Annotated in this window: 19 protein-coding genes; 9 read left to right on the top strand and 10 right to left on the bottom strand. The window is 39.8% G+C overall.

Going from position 1 to position 17,277, the window contains the following annotated elements; translation table 11 throughout:
• Nucleotides 1-5: 5 nt before the first annotated feature.
• From O1D97_RS15820 to O1D97_RS15795, 6 genes are all read right to left on the bottom strand, one after another.
• On the bottom strand, nucleotides 6-245 hold the full coding sequence (locus O1D97_RS15820; protein ID WP_269127136.1) for a BolA family protein: 240 nt from the start codon (nucleotides 243-245) through the stop codon (nucleotides 6-8).
• 208 nt (nucleotides 246-453) lie between these two features.
• Nucleotides 454-696, bottom strand: a complete 243-nt coding sequence (locus tag O1D97_RS15815) for a hypothetical protein (RefSeq protein WP_269127135.1) — start codon at nucleotides 694-696, stop codon at nucleotides 454-456.
• Between the two features lie 4 nt (nucleotides 697-700).
• Nucleotides 701-1,321 (bottom strand): MlaC/ttg2D family ABC transporter substrate-binding protein, encoded by a 621-nt coding sequence (locus O1D97_RS15810; RefSeq protein ID WP_269127204.1) that lies wholly within the window; start codon nucleotides 1,319-1,321, stop codon nucleotides 701-703.
• A 3-nt stretch (nucleotides 1,322-1,324) separates the two neighbouring features.
• Complete coding sequence (mlaD, locus tag O1D97_RS15805) at nucleotides 1,325-1,789, bottom strand: outer membrane lipid asymmetry maintenance protein MlaD (RefSeq protein ID WP_269127134.1); 465 nt, start codon at nucleotides 1,787-1,789, stop codon at nucleotides 1,325-1,327.
• A gap of 1 nt (nucleotide 1,790) precedes the next feature.
• Entirely contained in the window at nucleotides 1,791-2,573 is a 783-nt protein-coding gene (gene mlaE / locus O1D97_RS15800) for a lipid asymmetry maintenance ABC transporter permease subunit MlaE (protein WP_269127133.1), read from the bottom strand.
• The gene (locus O1D97_RS15795) at nucleotides 2,573-3,343 is read right to left on the bottom strand and encodes an ATP-binding cassette domain-containing protein (protein WP_428981133.1); all 771 of its coding nucleotides are present in this window, start codon (nucleotides 3,341-3,343) and stop codon (nucleotides 2,573-2,575) included. Before O1D97_RS15795 ends, mlaE begins: the two co-directional genes overlap by 1 nt.
• A gap of 200 nt (nucleotides 3,344-3,543) precedes the next feature.
• Between O1D97_RS15795 and O1D97_RS15790 the strand changes: the two genes are divergently transcribed.
• The 9 genes from O1D97_RS15790 (at nucleotide 3,544) to yjgA (ending at nucleotide 10,526) form a co-directional block, all read left to right on the top strand.
• Entirely contained in the window at nucleotides 3,544-4,506 is a 963-nt protein-coding gene (locus O1D97_RS15790; RefSeq protein WP_269127131.1) for a calcium/sodium antiporter, read from the top strand.
• Between the two features lie 20 nt (nucleotides 4,507-4,526).
• Nucleotides 4,527-5,087, top strand: coding sequence for an LPS export ABC transporter periplasmic protein LptC (gene lptC, locus O1D97_RS15785; RefSeq protein WP_269127130.1), 561 nt, complete (start codon nucleotides 4,527-4,529; stop codon nucleotides 5,085-5,087).
• Complete coding sequence (gene lptA / locus O1D97_RS15780; RefSeq protein WP_269127129.1) at nucleotides 5,062-5,577, top strand: lipopolysaccharide transport periplasmic protein LptA; 516 nt, start codon at nucleotides 5,062-5,064, stop codon at nucleotides 5,575-5,577. Before lptC ends, lptA begins: the two co-directional genes overlap by 26 nt.
• Entirely contained in the window at nucleotides 5,577-6,302 is a 726-nt protein-coding gene (gene lptB, locus O1D97_RS15775; protein ID WP_269127128.1) for an LPS export ABC transporter ATP-binding protein, read from the top strand. Before lptA ends, lptB begins: the two co-directional genes overlap by 1 nt.
• A 74-nt stretch (nucleotides 6,303-6,376) precedes the next feature.
• Nucleotides 6,377-7,867, top strand: coding sequence for an RNA polymerase factor sigma-54 (locus O1D97_RS15770; RefSeq protein WP_269127127.1), 1,491 nt, complete (start codon nucleotides 6,377-6,379; stop codon nucleotides 7,865-7,867).
• A gap of 17 nt (nucleotides 7,868-7,884) precedes the next feature.
• The gene (locus tag O1D97_RS15765) at nucleotides 7,885-8,340 is read left to right on the top strand and encodes a PTS sugar transporter subunit IIA (protein WP_269127126.1); all 456 of its coding nucleotides are present in this window, start codon (nucleotides 7,885-7,887) and stop codon (nucleotides 8,338-8,340) included.
• Between the two features lie 2 nt (nucleotides 8,341-8,342).
• Complete coding sequence (locus tag O1D97_RS15760) at nucleotides 8,343-8,612, top strand: HPr family phosphocarrier protein (protein ID WP_269127125.1); 270 nt, start codon at nucleotides 8,343-8,345, stop codon at nucleotides 8,610-8,612.
• A gap of 24 nt (nucleotides 8,613-8,636) precedes the next feature.
• Complete coding sequence (gene mgtE / locus O1D97_RS15755; protein ID WP_269127124.1) at nucleotides 8,637-9,989, top strand: magnesium transporter; 1,353 nt, start codon at nucleotides 8,637-8,639, stop codon at nucleotides 9,987-9,989.
• Between the two features lie 6 nt (nucleotides 9,990-9,995).
• Nucleotides 9,996-10,526 (top strand): ribosome biogenesis factor YjgA, encoded by a 531-nt coding sequence (yjgA, locus tag O1D97_RS15750; RefSeq protein ID WP_269127123.1) that lies wholly within the window; start codon nucleotides 9,996-9,998, stop codon nucleotides 10,524-10,526.
• Between the two features lie 42 nt (nucleotides 10,527-10,568).
• On the opposite strand, the gene O1D97_RS15745 is transcribed toward yjgA, so the two are convergent.
• The 4 genes from O1D97_RS15745 to O1D97_RS15730 are packed head-to-tail and all read right to left on the bottom strand — an operon-like array spanning nucleotide 10,569 to nucleotide 17,270.
• Complete coding sequence (locus O1D97_RS15745) at nucleotides 10,569-11,396, bottom strand: carbon-nitrogen hydrolase family protein (RefSeq protein ID WP_269127122.1); 828 nt, start codon at nucleotides 11,394-11,396, stop codon at nucleotides 10,569-10,571.
• A 6-nt stretch (nucleotides 11,397-11,402) separates the two neighbouring features.
• Nucleotides 11,403-15,212, bottom strand: coding sequence for a YhdP family protein (locus O1D97_RS15740; protein ID WP_269127121.1), 3,810 nt, complete (start codon nucleotides 15,210-15,212; stop codon nucleotides 11,403-11,405).
• Nucleotides 15,212-16,666, bottom strand: a complete 1,455-nt coding sequence (gene rng / locus O1D97_RS15735; protein WP_269127120.1) for a ribonuclease G — start codon at nucleotides 16,664-16,666, stop codon at nucleotides 15,212-15,214. Before rng ends, O1D97_RS15740 begins: the two co-directional genes overlap by 1 nt.
• Nucleotides 16,659-17,270 (bottom strand): Maf family protein, encoded by a 612-nt coding sequence (locus O1D97_RS15730; RefSeq protein WP_330221498.1) that lies wholly within the window; start codon nucleotides 17,268-17,270, stop codon nucleotides 16,659-16,661. The genes rng and O1D97_RS15730 overlap by 8 nt, the downstream gene beginning before the upstream one ends.
• Nucleotides 17,271-17,277 lie beyond the last annotated feature (7 nt).

The raw sequence follows: 17,277 nt of genomic DNA, 5'->3' as shown, positions 1-17,277 counted from the left end.
TATGATTAGTTCTTGGCGTTATTTTGTTCAGGCGTCAACGTTTTCATCGTCACTGCATGAATAGCCCCAGAGGAAATAGCTTCTTGTAAATGAGAGTAAACCAATTGCTGTCTTTTTACGGTCGACAAACCTTCAAAAGCCGTACTTACTACTGACACTTGAAAATTACAGCCTTCACCTTCTGCTGTAACCGTAGAATGAGGTATAGAGGATTCGAGTAACTTTTGTACTTCGTTTGAATTCACAGAGACTCCTAAATTCATGCTTATAAAATAATGCATGAATTCTACATCAGGACAGGAGACTTCTTAACACCATTATTGCATTCTTAAGTAAATTTACTGAAATTTTCTTAGAAAAAACACTTTATATCCAAAAAACAATGCCAGCAGAATTAAACTGACTCAACTGAAAAGAGAATCTCCCCTAAATTTGAAAGTTGTATCAATCCTCTTAGCTGATCACTAAATCCTGTAAAAGAAGTTTTTTTCCAGATTTTATAGATAGTCGAATGCATGCAATCAATACCGCAACCAAACCACTGCCACTACCACTTACCTTTTCTAAATTAATCACACTCTCTTCTGAACTGGCCACAATAAATTCAAAAAGCCTCTTTTGTAGAGACGCTAACTGGTTAGAGTCATATTTTCCCTCTAAATACACAGTACGCCCTTCAACCCTACAACTAATCAAAGCCCTATACCTTTTTACTAGCGAGGGATTGTTGCCAAGCATCTATCCCTTTATCAATGTCGTTTTTATTATTTTGAACCATAATGCCGAATTGCTTTCTGAAAGTCAGCCCAAAATTAATATCATTAATAACGACATTACTGAGAAACCATGACCTTGATTCAGCCCCTGACTCCATATAAAAGTCAATTGCGATAATGGCGCCCGCTTCAGTAGCAAATTCGACATTCACTTTAACTTCTCGACCAGATTGAGGACCTAGCGGCAACACTTTAATTTTGCTACTATCAAACTCTAATAGAGAACCTCCATAGGCTCCTAATAGCGTTTCTTTAGTCACTAAAGCAAAACGCTGACGCTGTTCAGGCGTTGCTCTACGATAATACTTGCCCATCACTTTTTTAGAGAAATCGTCAAAATCAATTACAGGTGTCAGGATATTATCAACTCGCTTTATCAATTCTTCACGATGCCCAGAAAGATACGCTTTATCCTTAACAATTTCGGTATTAAAACGATCTACCACATCAATCACTGCTTGCCTGGCCTGTTCATTAGCATAAGCTTGTGTACACAGTGAAAAAGCAGCCAAAAAGAATGCGCATTTCTGTATTAATTTAAACATCACTCACTTTTCCCCAGAAGTAGAATTAAATAAGAACTGGCTTATAAGGTTCTCTAATACAAGCGCAGATTGGGTATCAAAAATTTCGTCTCCTGACGTTAAAAATGTATCTTCAGCCCCTATTGAAATACCAATGTACTTCTCTCCAAGCAAACCACTGGTTAAAATAGCTGCAGCACTATCAACGGGTAAATTATCAACATCCTTATCAATATTCATCGTCACTAAAGCCATGTATAGCTCTTTATCTAAAGCAATACTCTCAACACTTCCTATAGTGACTCCCGCAACAGATACCTTTGCTCTTTGTGATAGCCCCCCAATATCATCAAATCTAGCTACAATTTGATAGGAATCTTTTTTATCTGAAAACGCCAATCCACTGACTTGAATCGCTAGATAAGCTAAAGCAATAAAACCCAAAACAACAAAAGCGCCAACCAGCAACTCTACTTGCTTATTTCTCATATTAAAAATCCCCAAACATTGCAGCCGTTAGTATAAAATCTAACGCCAAAATAGATAACGAACCCAAAACAACTGTGGTGGTTGTCGCCTTACCAATTCCTTCAGATGTCGGGACACACTCATAGCCTTGGTATACCGCAATCCAAGTGACAGCAATCGCAAAGCAGAATGACTTAATAACACCATTTAAGACATCTTTCCCAAACAAGACCGATTGCTGCATCAAACTCCAGAAACTTCCATCATGAATCCCTAGCCAATCTACAGCAACGAACTCTCCGCCCATAACGCCTACCATAGAAAAAATAAGACTTAATATCGGCAAACAAATAAGCCCTGCAATAAAGCGTGGAGCAATAACTCGCCTATATGGATCCACACCCATCATCTCCAAACTAGACAACTGCTCAGTCGCTTTCATCAAACCGATTTCAGCCGTCAAGGCCGAACAAGCTCGCCCAGCAAACAAAAGGGCTGTTACAACTGGACCAAGCTCTCTTAATAAGGTTAACGCAACTAATTGCCCGACAGACTGTTCAGAACCAAATTTAACTAAAATCGAATACCCTTGTAGAGACAGCACCATACCAATGAATAAACCTGAAACTATAACAATCACAAGCGATAGCACACCTACAGAATATATCTGCTTATTTAATAAGGACAAAGCCCCATAAAAAGATTTAGGTTTATGACAAACAGATTGCATGAGAAGCAACCCTGCTCTACCTATGGATTCGAGCCAGTCAAAAACACGCCCCCCTAGCTTTACAATCGTTTTCATTAGTACTCCAAATCCAGATCCGTTTTATAAGCATTTGCTGGATAATGAAATGGGACTGGACCATCAGGTAAACCGCCCAAAAACTGAACAACCCTTTCATCTTCAGAATTACGAATTTCTTCTGGGGTTCCCTGAGCAACAACACTGGCATTTGAAAGAATAAAAACATAGTCTGCTATTGAAAGAGATTCTTTAACGTCATGAGATACCAAAATGGAAGTAAGGCCGACCGAGTCATTCAAACGCTTAATTAATTCAACCACCACACCCATTGATATAGGGTCTTGACCAGCAAAAGGTTCATCATATAAAACCAACTCAGGATCCAGAGCAATCGCTCTCGCCAAAGCAACCCGCCTTGCCATACCACCAGAAAGCTCTGAAGGCATCAATTGAGCCGCACCGCGAAGCCCCACACTTTCTAATTTCATCAATACGATATCGCGAATAGTTTCTTCACTAAACTCCGTATGCTCCCTTATAGGAAAGGCCACATTTTCAAACACACTTATATCTGAAAATAGGGCGCCACTTTGAAATAACATACCTATTTTTTTACGCAATGAATAAAGCGAGGTTCGAGAAATCAAAGGAATGTCTTTTCCATCAACTAACACACTCCCCGTTGAAGGAAGTAGTTGGCCACCAATCAAACGCAATAGTGTCGTCTTACCGGTGCCACTAGGTCCCATAATGGCCGTGATTTTTCCTTTAGGTATTTGGATTGAAACATCATTATAAATGACCCTATTCCCTCTAGAAAAGCTCATCTCTTGGATATCTACATAGTATTCTGACAAAGACCTTTCCTTCTCTCAAACTCAGTATTGAGATACTACCATCCACATAAGTTAAAGAGAATGCAAATAGAAAGGATTTATCTCGATATAAACCAAGGTCAAGTCTTGAATTTAACTCATAAACTTCATTAAATAACACACCTTACGAAAAACTGAGAGTTAAACACTAAATGCTACTTTTTATTGCTGCACTAATATCTGGCTTAATCATACTTGTTATTAGCTCTGATAAGTTTATTGAACACTCTGCACTGGTTGCTGAGAAGCTCAATATCAGCCCAATCATCATCGGCCTCACCTTAGTTGCATTAGGAACATCTGCACCAGAAATGGTTGTTTCAGCCATTGCCTCATTAGATGATGCACCAGAAATTGCTATTGGAAACGTATTAGGATCAAACATTGCCAATGTGGCCCTTGTCTTTGGTTCAACTTTATTTTTCAGTGCGATTAGCATAAAAAAAGGGCTTGCCACTAAAGAAGTGCCTCTATTAATGTTTATCACCGTTTTTGTTGGTGCCTTGCTTTACGACCTCCATTTGAGCTTTTTTGACGGTGTACTATTGATAATTGCTTTCATCGTAGTATTGACCTTACTTCTGAGAGGCAGTAAAAACCTTGAAGGAGAACTGACTGAAGAGTTACCTGACGCAGAGTCGACTACCCTTGGTCGTTCATTAATCATTGCAATAATTGGGCTTCTCGCCTTAATAGGAAGTTCCAAGCTGCTTGTTTGGGGCGCGATTGGGATAGCACAAATATTTGGTGTCAGTGAGCTGATCATTGGTTTAACCATTGTTGCGATCGGAACGAGCTTACCGGAATTAGCCGCATCAATAACAAGCGTCAAAAAAGGTCTCCATGACATCGCCATTGGTAACATCCTAGGGTCAAACCTATTTAATTTAGCAACCGTCTTGCCATTACCTGCTTTATTGGCCCCAGGTGCAATATCTAGCAGTGTGTTACATCGAGATTATTTATGGGTATTAGGAACAACCACGATGTTTTGCCTACTAATCATAATATTTAATACTAAAAAACGTTCAGCCATTCCTAAATGGGTCGGCCTGCCTCTCATTTCAGGGTATTTCGTATATTTATTTACCCTTTACCAATCTAGCATAAGCTAATTGAACAATAAGGCGAACTAATGAAAAAATGGCAACTCCTCCCATTATTTTTTGGTGGACTATTGTTATTCTTCTTAGCATTTTATATGGGACTGACACCGAAACAATCTCTTATAGAAGCCGAAGCTCTTGACAGTGCTCCTGATTATTTTTTGACCGATGTGGATATCAAAATATTTAATCAAGATGGCACTGCCATAGAAACATTAAGTGCTAAAGAATTAAAACATTACAACGAATCAAATGAGTCTTACCTTACACAACCAAACATGTCAAAATCACAACAAGGAAACAACTGGATTGCAAAAAGTAATTTCGGTCTTATCAATGACTCAAGTAAAGACATCTATTTAAATGGAGATAGTGAGATTATTCACACCAATTATTCTGGCGGCACCATTCATTTAAATGCGGATATAATACTATACAAAGAAACCACACAAGAAATATTTGCCACAGGCAATTCCTATCTATTAACAGAAGCTGGGGAAACCCAAGCTAATGACATTGGCGTAAATATTAATGACGAAACAATTTCATTAAGCGGAGAAGTAAATGGTCAATATAAAACAGCTAAGTAAAAGACTGATAGCCCTCACCATATTAACTTCAAGCTCGCTAACTTTTGCATTGGATAACGATCTCCAAAGCCCCCTTAATATTGCTGCAGATTCAGCACATTTTGATCAAAAAACCGGAACAGCCATATATGAAGGCAATGTCACCGTTAAACAAGGATCCATTTTCATTGAGGCAGACTATCTAAAAGTAACCAGCTCAACCGAAACCAACCAATTTCGTCAGCTTAATGCTAAAGGATCTCCTGCAAAATTCAGCCAAAAAATTGATCTTGAAGGCAATGAAATCATTAGCCATGGAGATAAAATACTCTATCAAACTGTGGACGCAACACTTGAATTAAGTGGCCAAAGCTATGTAAAACTAAAAGGCGATGAGATAAGAGCCGATTTCATTCAATATATGATTGACAAAGGCACCTTTACCGCACGTAAAGACAATACAGGGCGGGTGAACATGACCTTATTACCACAAACACAAGAAGTTCCGTAATGGCCTTACTAGAAGCAAAGAACCTCGCCAAAAGTTATAAAAAAAGACCCGTTGTTATTGACGTATCCATCTCAGTTGAATCAGGTCAAGCGGTTGGCCTGCTGGGACCTAATGGCGCAGGGAAAACCACCTGCTTCTATATGATTGTTGGCATGGTCAAAAACGATCAAGGCGATATTTTTATTGATGGAGAGCCAGTAACTCACTTAGCTATGCACTCTCGTGCCCAAAAAGGCATTGGTTACTTACCTCAAGAGGCTTCAATTTTCCGAAAGATGTCTGTCGAAAACAACATACTTGCCATTTTAGAAACAAGAAAAGACCTAACAAGCAATCAACGCAACGAAGAGCTAGAAAAGTTACTTACTGAATTTCATATTACCCATATTAGAAAAAATTTAGGTATGGCTTTATCTGGGGGAGAGCGCCGCAGAGCAGAAATAGCAAGAGCTTTAGCAACCAATCCCAAATTTATATTACTGGACGAACCCTTCGCTGGGGTTGACCCTATTTCAGTTGGGGATATAAAACAAATCATCAGGCAGTTACAAGAAAGCGGCATTGGCGTTTTAATTACAGATCACAATGTAAGAGAAACACTTGATATATGTGACAAAGCCTACATAGTAGGCGACGGTCATATCATTGCCTCAGGAGATGCCGAGACCATAATTAACAACGAACAAGTCAAAAAGGTTTATTTAGGCGAGAACTTCCGCCTTTAATCTTTTAATTTCCCAATAAAAGGGAGTAATATGCATAACTCGTTCCAATATAATCAAACAAAAAGCGTTTCTCTATGAAGCAGTCTCTACAGTTGAAAATGGGTCAGCAACTGACCATGACGCCACAGTTGCAGCAAGCGATTCGCTTACTACAACTGTCCACGATAGATTTACAACAAGAAATCCATGAATTTCTTGAGTCAAACCCATTGTTAGAAATCGACGACGAACAGAGCACATCAGATCAAAGCTCTAATGAATCAGAAAACCACAATAGTGAATCGATTCAGAAAAAAGCTGAAGAACCCGAAAGTCAGCAAAATGAAGAAGCAACTATAGATTCAGAATGGACAGACAGCATTCCTGAAGAACTCTCTATTGATAGCTCCTGGGAAGACACTTTTCAAAGCTCTGCAGCCGTTTCTGAATCTCAAAGCTTTGAAGGCGATTTTGACTTTGAAAGCCGTAACACTGCTTCGGAAAGCATTCAAGATCATTTGATTTGGCAGCTTAATCTGACCACCATGTCAGACAGAGATATTGAAATTGCCTATTCATTTATAGAAAGTGTTCAGCCTGACGGGTATTTAGGCGTGTCTTTCAATGACATATGGTTATCTCTCCAAGAGACCATTGAAGATCTAGAAGAGGATGAAGTACTTGCAGTTCAACATAGATTGCAACGTTTTGATCCTGTTGGGGTGTGCTCCGTAGATTTAAGAGAATGCCTTTTAGTTCAACTCGAAGCTTACTCTAATCACCCCCTATATAAAAACACCCGTACAGTTGTAGATCAGTATTTAAACTTATTAGGGAACCGAGATTTTACTCAACTTTGCCGTCGAGCAAAACTAAAAGAAGAAACACTAAAAGAAGTCATTCAGTTAATCCAGCAACTAAACCCACGACCTGGAAGCCTGATTGATACTGATGACACAGATTATGTAATTCCAGATGTCTCTGTGAAAAAGAAAAATGGAGACTGGCAAGTAGAACTAAACAATGACGCGTTGCCACCAGTCAAAATAAATAAAACCTATTCCACAATGGCAAATACATTAAAAAATACGGAAGACGCTAACTACATCAAAAACTCACTTCAGGAAGCGAAATGGTTTATAAAGAGCCTACAAAGTCGTAACGAAACCCTTCTTAAAGTAGCAAGCTGTATCGTTGAAAAACAAATAGATTTTTTTGAACTTGGTGAAGAAGCCATGAAACCTATGGTACTTCATGATGTAGCTGAAGAAGTTGGCATGCATGAGTCCACAATTTCTCGTGTAACTACACAAAAATACATGCATACTCCGAAAGGAATATTTGAATTAAAATACTTCTTTTCTAGTCATGTTGCCACAGCCTCTGGAGGAGAATGCTCATCAACAGCCATTAGAGCAATGATTAAAAAACTGGTTGCCGAAGAGCCAGCTAAAAAACCACTTAGTGACAATAAATTAGCCACGATTTTAGAAGAGCAAGGAATTAATGTAGCTAGAAGAACTGTTGCAAAATACAGAGAAGCAATGAACATTCCTCCTTCAAATGAAAGAAAACGATTAGTTTAATATTGGATTAAAGACTCATGTCACTTATCACTATGTTAAAGCCAGAACTTGTCTTGGCAAAACAGAACATTGTAAGCAAAAAAAGAGTACTTGAAAATATCGCAAGCGCTGTCTCAAATAGGTTACACTGTGATGAAAGCGCAATTTATAGCGGCCTCCTTGCTAGAGAAAAGCTTGGTAGCACCGGTATAGGCGAAGGCATTGCAATACCTCATTGTCGATTAGAATCAGCTAACAACGCGGCTATTTTAGTTATGTCGCTAGAAAGTCCTATTGATTTTGATTCAATAGATCGCAAACCAATCGATTTGATTTTTGCGTTAATTGTGCCTCCAAGCGAGTGCGATGCTCATCTTGAAACCCTTGCACAAATAGCACAGCTAGCACAATCACCTAATGGATTAAATGCTTTAAGAGAAGCACAAACCAATGATTCACTATTTGCAGCGTTTGAAAAACTGCTACAAGGATAACTATGCAAGAACAATCTATCACCATAATTAATAAGCTAGGACTGCATGCCAGAGCAGCAGGTAAGCTAGTAGAAACCACATCAAAATTTAGTTGCGATATAACTATTGAGAAAGATGGCCGCAATGTAGATGGCAAAAGCATTATGGCCATGATGATGTTGGCCGCAGGAAAAGGCACTGAAATCACAGTCAAAGCAAACGGTGAAGACGAAGGTTCAGCCTTAAGCGCTATCATTGAGCTTATCAACAATCGTTTTGGTGAAGATGAATAGGTCTTCCTCTTAAGAAAATACATTATGTCAGAGCAAGCGACGTTACAGCATTTAAAAACCGTCACAGCCTCTCTTGAGGCTGGCACGACCTCTCAAATTCGCTACTTACTTAATGGCGCCTTACCTGCTCAAGATGTCGCTCGCTTACTTGAATCCTCCCCACCCCGAGAAAGACAACTTCTCTGGGATCTAATTGACAATACGAACGAAGGTGAGATCCTTCAATACCTAACTGAAGACATTAGTATTCCATTTTTGAAAAAAATGGATACTAAGCAACTCTTAGCCGTGTCAGAGCAATTCGAAACCGATGACCTCGCCGACATGTTACAGCATCTACCTGAAACCATTGTGAAGGAAGTGCTGGCCTCTATGTCAGCACAAAACAGATTAAGAGTAGAAGCCCTATTAAGCTACCCAGAAGACTCGGCTGGTGGCTTAATGAATACAGATACCATCACAATACGCCCCAACATCACTGTAGATATTGTGTTTCGTTTTTTAAGGCGACATAACAAACTTCCCGACATGACAGATAACCTATTAGTTGTCAGTCGCTCAGATCGTTTTTTAGGTACCCTGCCACTAACAAAGCTATTGGTCGCTGATACCAGTTCCACCATACGCGAAATCATGGATACAGAGACCACAGTAATTACAGCCAACACCTCTGCTAGTGAAGTCGCACAACTTTTCGAAAAACTCGATCTTGTATCCGCCCCAGTTATTGATGAAAAAAGCGGCAAACTACTCGGTCGAATTACAATCGATGATGTCGTCGACGTCATTCGAGATGAAGCTGAACACTCTATGCTTAGTATGGCCGGACTAGAGGATGACGAGGATACATTCTCCCCCGTCATGAAAACAACTCGCAGAAGAGCTGTATGGCTAGGCATCAATCTAATCACAGCCTTCATTGCCTCTTACGTCATTGGACTTTTCCAAGGAACGCTCGACCAAGTGGTTGCTTTAGCCATACTAATGCCGATTGTCGCCAGCATGGGAGGCATCGCAGGCTCTCAAGTTCTTACTTTAGTAATTCGAGGGATTGCATTAGGCCAAATAGGTTCAACAAATACGCGATGGCTACTCAACAGAGAGATCATAGTTGGCATTTTAAATGGTATACTGTGGGCAACTGTTGTCGCCATCCTCACTGCATTCTGGTTTGACAACCTTGAGATTGCCTATATCATAGCGGGTGCAATCATGATCAATCTATTGTTTGCTGCTATGACAGGTACACTTTTGCCTATAGCACTAAATCGCCTCGGCATTGACCCAGCCCTTGCGGGAAGCGTAATCCTTACCACGGTAACAGATGTGGTAGGCTTTCTTTCCTTTCTTGGATTAGCAACTATATTTCTTATTTAGGCCAACATGACAGAATTCGAACATTTAGAAGACGACGAGAACTACAAAAGTAAGACTCAAATAAAGCGGGAAATGGAAGATTTGCAAGTACTTGGCAAAAAACTACTCTCGCTAAGTAAACAACAGCAGCAGAAAGTTGAGATGTCGGAAACACTCCGTGCAGCCTTAACGGAAGCGACACGCCTCAATCAAAGAGAAGCGATGCGCCGTCATATGCAATATATTGGGCGCCTTATGAGAAATGAAGACGCTGAAGCCATCGAGGCAAGAGTTGCCTTATTTGATAGCAGTTCAGCCGCTCACAACAAGCTTTTTCATTCACTAGAAGCAGAAAGAGACGCCTTGATCGGTGAAAACAGCAGCATTGAGGTTCAAAACTATTTAGATGAGAATCCAAACATCGATATCCAACACTTCAGACAGCTTGTTAGACAATCAATAAAAGAACTTGCAGAAGGCAAAAAAACAACAGCTCGCAAGAAATTATTTAAATACATTCGCGAAGTAAAGGAAGAGAAGCTAGGCATTAACGTTTAACTTAGAAAGTTTTCTGTAACCTTAGCGTCAACGTCGATAGCTTCACATAAACCGTCTATGCTCTAGAACAGGCATAGACGATTTGCATTCCTGTATATGAGCAGGATTGATAGAAATGTATAGATTTTCAGGATCATCCCCTAACTGCCCCAAATCATCACCCCATGGCGAATAACACACACTGTGACCAAAGGTTCGTCTAGTTTTTGTGTGGTAGCCACATTGATTAACTCCCATCACAAATGCTTGATTTTCAATTGCCCTCGACCTTAGTAACGTATTCCAATGTGCTTGACCAGTGACATACGTAAAGGCGGCTGGCACGAGCAATAACTCAGCTCCTTTGTCAACTAGCGCCCGATAAAGCTCAGGAAAACGCAAATCATAACAAATAGACAAACCTACTTTTAAGCCATCCACATCTAAGACGACAGCATTTAACTCCCCCGGTTCAATAAAGTTCGATTCTTTGTAATGCCCAACAGCGTCAGTAACATTCACATCAAACAAATGTATTTTATCATAACGAACACAGTTATCCCTTGAAGGAGAGAAAACCAAACACGATTGGCGTACTTTACCATTTGGAACAGGATTACCATCAGGTCTATTTATTGATGGATGAGAGCCCACGACAATCCAAACACCCAAACCGCTAGCCAGACTCTTGAGAGTATCCATTATTATTGATTGAGAAACTTCGTCCTCCACTAGCGCTCTCAAGGCTTTCCCGTCAAAAAGAAATGCATTTTCAGGCAGAATAACCAGCCTTGCTCCCTGCTGAGCAGCCCTCTTAATTCGTAGCTCTACATACCTTAAGTTCTGCAACCACTCAGAGCCACTCGTCATTTGAATCGCACACAGTTTCATTTCAAATCATCTCTTGATAGGTTGATACTTTATAGACTTTATTTCTGGGTTATCAAATGACCCCTTCACCTCATACTGAACACTGGTAACCTTCGCTAGCTGATCACCTATTAACTTGTCTGTAATAAATAGTAGACCTGCCACTTGTGGCGCCCCTATTAGCAAACCAGCTATTGGCAAAGTATTCCCTAGAGGAAAGCTCGCTGTTAACTTTTCATCCAATATCTCAGTAACAAGATCCGCCTTACCAGAAAGAATAAACTCAGCTGTAGGGGAAATAATCTCAATAGGGGACGCCGTCTCTACAATACCATTCTGCAAAGAAAGTACCCCCTTAAAACTATCATAAGTCAAACCAGGCTCATAAACATCAGAAAAATCTAAAGATAAACGCCGAGCCAAGGCATTAATATTAAAGATACCTAGTGCTTTTAAAAATTGAGGCAATTGATCGATTTGAGTAAATTGACCATTTTTCGATTCAAACGTTATTCGACCTGACACAGACTCTTTATCAAAATACAAAGGGTGGCCTAGCCAACTAAGGTTAATATCAACATCATAATTTTTGGAGGTTAAAAATGGCGTTGGTGCAAATTTCTTAGTCAACTCATCGGCATTTTCACCAACAATGGAAATAACTAACTCAACATTAGACCTTTCATCTTGATCTTGCCAAAACAAGCTTCCAACAAACTGCCCTTTCGTTAACTTTGTTGTGATCGGCTCAATCCTTAACCGATCACCTTCATTAGCAACAGAAAACATCCAGTCACCATAACTCGATCCGTTATAAATCAATTCATCAATTTGTATATCAATATTAGGAACTTGAGACGCTTTAATGGGAGACTTTTTATCGGTATCAGTGACCTCGGATTTAGGTGAAGACCAATTAATATAGCCAGCATGAAGCAAATACTTACCGTTGTTTCTACTCAATCTAACATTTAATTCATCCGCACCAATTTGAAATGCTTCCGGTGAGACAAACCGATCGTAGGAAACCTTAACATTATGAAATTCATTTGACTCATTCACTGAAACAGAGTCGACAATCAACTGAGCCTTATTAAGCCAACTTGGAATAATTACCTTATCATCAGATACGTTTGAAGAAGCCGTATCTGCATATCGGCCATAGAACGCCAACCAATCAGCAAGATCAAGAAACTCAAGCTGCCCCATAACATTAAACCCAGCTTCAATTTTATTTGCTAGAGGCCTTTCAATACCCAGTAAAAGCTCGCCACCGACCAACTCATTTTCCGCCAACCTAAAGCGAGTTCTAATAAGGTCATCATACTGCATCGATACGGTAAAATTTTCCCCAGATCCATATAAATTAAGAAAAAAACTTTTTGTTTCGTCGCTTACTTTCTTAAACGGCTCAGGAAGATGAATATCACTGCCAACAAGAGAACTTTTAACGTTTAAAAAAATATCTCCCTCTCGAGGGTTATTGATAGAAACATCCGCCTCATATTGGATCGCCCCCTCTGTAGCCTCAAGTAGCAATTCTGGCATCGATCTCCACGCTAAAACCTTATTAAGGTCTGTATCACCGGCTAACGCCACCCCAATAGAAAGCTGCCCTTTTTTACCAAACTTTGATGTTAAAGTCGCTTCTGTATGACCACCGAGCGTGGCGAAATTTATGATCGACTTAGTTAAACCATTATCAGAATGAAAATTTACATTACCCGAAATTTCCTCTAGATCTAAATCTAAACTCGAAATATTAAGCTTAGTATCAGAAAACTGTAATTTAAGGTCTACCTTAGGATCAACGACACCTTCTACCAAAGGAGTAACCACCGAAAAACGCCCTAAAACATTGCCTGAAGCAGTCCAATCTTCAAACGGCGTCAACACCGTTTGAGACAAATTTGTCTCCCTTAACACAGAGAGTAAGTTAGCTACATCATAAGAGATAGGACCAGAAATTAACAAACTCTCAGCCTTTTTTTCAAAAGGCAACGACACTTTAACGTCTCTCACATTCAATCTAGATAACTGAGCACTATCAACATCAATAGCAATACCTTCTTTATCTAATTGAAATTTACCCTTTACATTTTTAGCTTGAGGCCAGTCAGGGGCAAAACGAACATTTACTTGATCCAACTCCATATCGAGTCGTACATGTGGCACAGAATCTTCTGCAAGCTCACTTTGCACAATGAGCTCCAAAGCATCGACCTGCCCTCCCTGAAGCGCCGAAGCAACCCACTCCTTAGTAGAATCGTTCAGAACGCTTTTTGGAATATAGTCCAAACGATCATCAACAGGAATATTCTTACCTTTAATATCCAATAGAATCCAATCAGGACTTTCTTTTCTAATTTCTAATCGAAACTTCCCATCGATATCAGCACCATTTCTCTCTATATGAAGATCCGTACCGTTTATTAAGAAAATATCACTTAACGCCCTCCATTCAACCAATCCAGAAAGAGAAGAAACAGCCCAGCTATTATCATATAAAGTTGGAAAACCTAAATCAGCCGACTTTGCGTCAAATTCTATATACCCATCCGTGTCTGTTAAGTTGAGTATCCCATTTAGTTTATTGATCGCCGGAATACCATTAAAGCCTGCAGCAGATACATTTTTGACATTACTCACGAATTCGAAACTCTGACTGTCATCTAGAGGTATGTGTAACGATCCATTTAATGCTTTACCAGTGAAAGCCATTTCATCCAACAACTGCCGAGCAAACCAATCAGGATTTATATAGGTCGAGGCCCACCGACTCACAAGAGATAAATCCAATTGATTAAAGAGAACATCAAGCGTTCTATTATTCTTTAAATTTAAATCTATCGCGATGTCGGTTGACTTATAATCTGAAAAACCTTCTTCGGTTATTCGCAGGTCAGATACCTCTATACGCGCACTGTCTTGCTTCACATTATAAAAAGCTTTAAATTTTGCTGAACCGGATATATTTTTTTGATCTGCAGACACCACATTCATATCACTCAATAACCCAGTTACCTGCAAGGATTGGTTACTTTGATATCGAGCCCATAACTCAAACTGACTGGCGACAGAGTCAATATTCAATCGATCTAGATCCGTAACTCTATCTCTATTCAATCGAATATTCGGTGAAGTTAAATGAGCATTAACTAAATAATCATCATTTGACTCCAACTGAATTTCTAGCTCCAACGCTAAAGGCTCAATTAAATCGGCATGATTCAAGTCCATCTGAATCCCTACACCGTTCTTTATTCTTTGCATATAGAACGTATTTGTAGAAAAAACGCTGTCTCCATAAGAATTACTGGTTAAATGTATTTCACCATCAAGTAACGTAATTTGTCTTTGGGTTAACAAATAGTCCATTAATCGAGTAGAACCGATATCACTTTTCACACTATTATTATGGGCGACACCGGCAAGAAACCATTTACCAGATGACTCAACCAAATCAATCTTTGGCTTAATAAAACGGATATAAGTAAAGTGAGGTGTAAAATTTAATACAGATTTGATTAAATCGATTCGAACTGAAAGTGCATCTAGCCGTATCGCAGAGGCGGCACTTTCAGTATCCAGTGAAATGCCGCGTACAGTAAAGGTCGGATCAATACCTTCAAGAGAGGCGGTAATTTGCTCTATGCTAACCGGGTAGCCAATTATTTGAGTCAGGTTACTTTCAATCTGATTCTTATATTCATTCGCAAAAGGAAGCGCATGCTTAAAAACAATCAAACAAACAATTAAAACAGTAAAAGCAATCGCCGTTAACCACCAAACAGCGCTAGTAACTAACCCAATTAGCTTCCCTTTTCCATTTGCCATTATCTTAGGACTACATCATATTGGTCTTGCGTATAAACAGGGTCAACCTGAAAATGTATCGCTTTACCTATAAATGCCTCTAACTCCGCCACCGCCGCACTTTCTTCGTCTAGAAAGCGCTCCACAACCAAAGAGGACGCTAGCACAGTGTAGGTTTGAGAATTATAAGCACGATCCGCTCGAAGAATTTCACGAAACACCTCATAACAAACAGTTTCAGGCGTCTTAACAAGGCCACTTCCATTACACGACTTACAAGGCTCACATAAGGTTTGTCCTAAGCTCTCTCTTGTGCGTTTGCGAGTCATCTCTACTAAGCCGAGCTCAGAAACGCCGGTGATTTTTGTTTTAGCATGGTCCGTATCCAATACTTTCTCAAGCATCCTTAATACTTGGCGTTTGTGTTCTTCATCTTCCATGTCGATAAAGTCAATAATAATAATGCCACCAAGGTTGCGTAATTTTAGTTGGCGCCCTATCGAAGTCGCCGCCTCTAAATTCGTTTTATAAATCGTTTCCTCTAGGTTCCTACTACCAACAAAAGCCCCTGTATTAACATCAATCGTCGTCATTGATTCAGTTTGTTCTACAAGTAAGTACCCGCCTGATTTCAACTGAACCTTTCTATCCAATGACTTTTGAATTTCATCTTCGACACTATACATATCAAAAATTGGTCTCTCACCAGGGTAATACTCAATTCTATTACCTAAATCTGGAATAAAGTCCTCAGCAAAGGTTTTCAGCTTGATGTAGTTTTCTTTTGAATCTATCCGAATTCTTTCTGTTTTTAAGCTAACAAGGTCTCTCATGGTTCTAAGGTGTAACGGTAGGTCTTCATAAATCACGGCAGGCGCTTTTACTTGCGTGATTCGCTTTTTAACCGACTGCCATAAACGAGTTAGAAACTTAATATCCGAAAGAATTTCCTCTTCACCGGCCCCCTCAGCAGCCGTTCTTAATATATAACCGCTGGTCTCATCAACATCCGTAAGCGCAGTAGACACTAACTGTTTTAGCCTTTCACGTTCGGCTTCATCCTCAATTCTTTGGCTGACACCGACATGATCTTGATCTGGCATATAAACCAAATAGCGAGAAGGGATAGAAAGATGAGTCGTTAATCGAGCCCCTTTTGAACTAATAGGATCTTTTGTTACTTGTACTACCAGAGACTGCCCCTCTCTCAAGTAATCACCAATTTGATCACTAGGGTTAACCGCATCACGATGAGCGACTTCTGAGACATGGATGAATGCTGCACGTTCAAGTCCGATATCGACAAAGGCCGCTTGCATTCCTGGCAGCACTCTTACCACTTTCCCTTGATAAATATTACCGACTATCCCTTTTCGACTTGAACGCTCAATATAAACTTCCTGCAGTCCACCATTTTCAATCAACGCGACACGAATTTCCATGGGAGTAACATTAATTAATACGTCTTCACTCATGCGACATCTCCTGTAAAGGGTGAATTCCTAATTGCTCAAACAGTTTCGCTGTTTCATATAAGGGTAGTCCCACTACCGCAGAATAAGAGCCTTTTATGGACGAGACAAATATGGAACCTAGACCTTGAATCGCATATGAGCCCGCTTTATCTTGCGGCTCGCCAGTCTTCCAATATTGCTCTATTTCTAAATCGGAAATCACTCTAAACTCAACTTCCGTTATAACATTAACAGAATTAGACTGTTCAAAACGACCATCATATAAACAAACCGCCGTCATCACTTGATGAGAACGTCCAGATAAAGATCTCAACATCAATTTTGCACTAGCTAACGAATCCGGTTTACCCAATACCTTACCATCCACTACAACACTGGTGTCCGAGCCAACAACGATTGGCAGGACATCCATGCTATGGGTGGCACTTTTCCACTTAGCAAAAGCCGCCATTGCCTTTTCATTTGCCATACGTTCAACATAATTTACCGCTGACTCAGAATCACCCACAGATTCATCAATATTGGCGGGCAAGACAGTAAACTTAGCAATAAGTTGCTTAAGCAACTCCTGCCTTCTCGGTGATGCTGAACCTAAAATAACCATAAACAAA

Source organism: Marinomonas phaeophyticola (assembly GCF_026966905.1).
Lineage (GTDB): Bacteria > Pseudomonadota > Gammaproteobacteria > Pseudomonadales > Marinomonadaceae > Marinomonas > Marinomonas phaeophyticola.
The sequence above is the reverse complement of the archived record's forward strand: the minus strand, read 5'-3'. Positions and strand labels throughout refer to the sequence as shown.

Bases quoted from the DNA above. Each gene is read 5' to 3' on its own strand.
- yjgA (WP_269127123.1), top strand. From the start codon at position 9,996: ATGACAGAATTCGAACATTTAGAAGACGACGAGAACTACAAAAGTAAG.
- O1D97_RS15770 (WP_269127127.1), top strand. From the start codon at position 6,377: ATGAAGCAGTCTCTACAGTTGAAAATGGGTCAGCAACTGACCATGACG.
- O1D97_RS15810 (WP_269127204.1), bottom strand. From the start codon at position 1,321: ATGTTTAAATTAATACAGAAATGCGCATTCTTTTTGGCTGCTTTTTCA.
- lptA (WP_269127129.1), top strand. From the start codon at position 5,062: ATGGTCAATATAAAACAGCTAAGTAAAAGACTGATAGCCCTCACCATA.
- rng (WP_269127120.1), bottom strand. From the start codon at position 16,666: ATGAGTGAAGACGTATTAATTAATGTTACTCCCATGGAAATTCGTGTC.
- O1D97_RS15765 (WP_269127126.1), top strand. From the start codon at position 7,885: ATGTCACTTATCACTATGTTAAAGCCAGAACTTGTCTTGGCAAAACAG.
- O1D97_RS15795 (WP_428981133.1), bottom strand. From the start codon at position 3,343: ATGAGCTTTTCTAGAGGGAATAGGGTCATTTATAATGATGTTTCAATC.
- O1D97_RS15790 (WP_269127131.1), top strand. From the start codon at position 3,544: ATGCTACTTTTTATTGCTGCACTAATATCTGGCTTAATCATACTTGTT.
- lptC (WP_269127130.1), top strand. From the start codon at position 4,527: ATGAAAAAATGGCAACTCCTCCCATTATTTTTTGGTGGACTATTGTTA.
- mlaD (WP_269127134.1), bottom strand. From the start codon at position 1,789: ATGAGAAATAAGCAAGTAGAGTTGCTGGTTGGCGCTTTTGTTGTTTTG.
- mgtE (WP_269127124.1), top strand. From the start codon at position 8,637: ATGTCAGAGCAAGCGACGTTACAGCATTTAAAAACCGTCACAGCCTCT.
- O1D97_RS15740 (WP_269127121.1), bottom strand. From the start codon at position 15,212: ATGGCAAATGGAAAAGGGAAGCTAATTGGGTTAGTTACTAGCGCTGTT.
- O1D97_RS15745 (WP_269127122.1), bottom strand. From the start codon at position 11,396: ATGAAACTGTGTGCGATTCAAATGACGAGTGGCTCTGAGTGGTTGCAG.
- O1D97_RS15730 (WP_330221498.1), bottom strand. From the start codon at position 17,270: ATGGTTATTTTAGGTTCAGCATCACCGAGAAGGCAGGAGTTGCTTAAG.
- mlaE (WP_269127133.1), bottom strand. From the start codon at position 2,573: ATGAAAACGATTGTAAAGCTAGGGGGGCGTGTTTTTGACTGGCTCGAA.
- O1D97_RS15760 (WP_269127125.1), top strand. From the start codon at position 8,343: ATGCAAGAACAATCTATCACCATAATTAATAAGCTAGGACTGCATGCC.
- lptB (WP_269127128.1), top strand. From the start codon at position 5,577: ATGGCCTTACTAGAAGCAAAGAACCTCGCCAAAAGTTATAAAAAAAGA.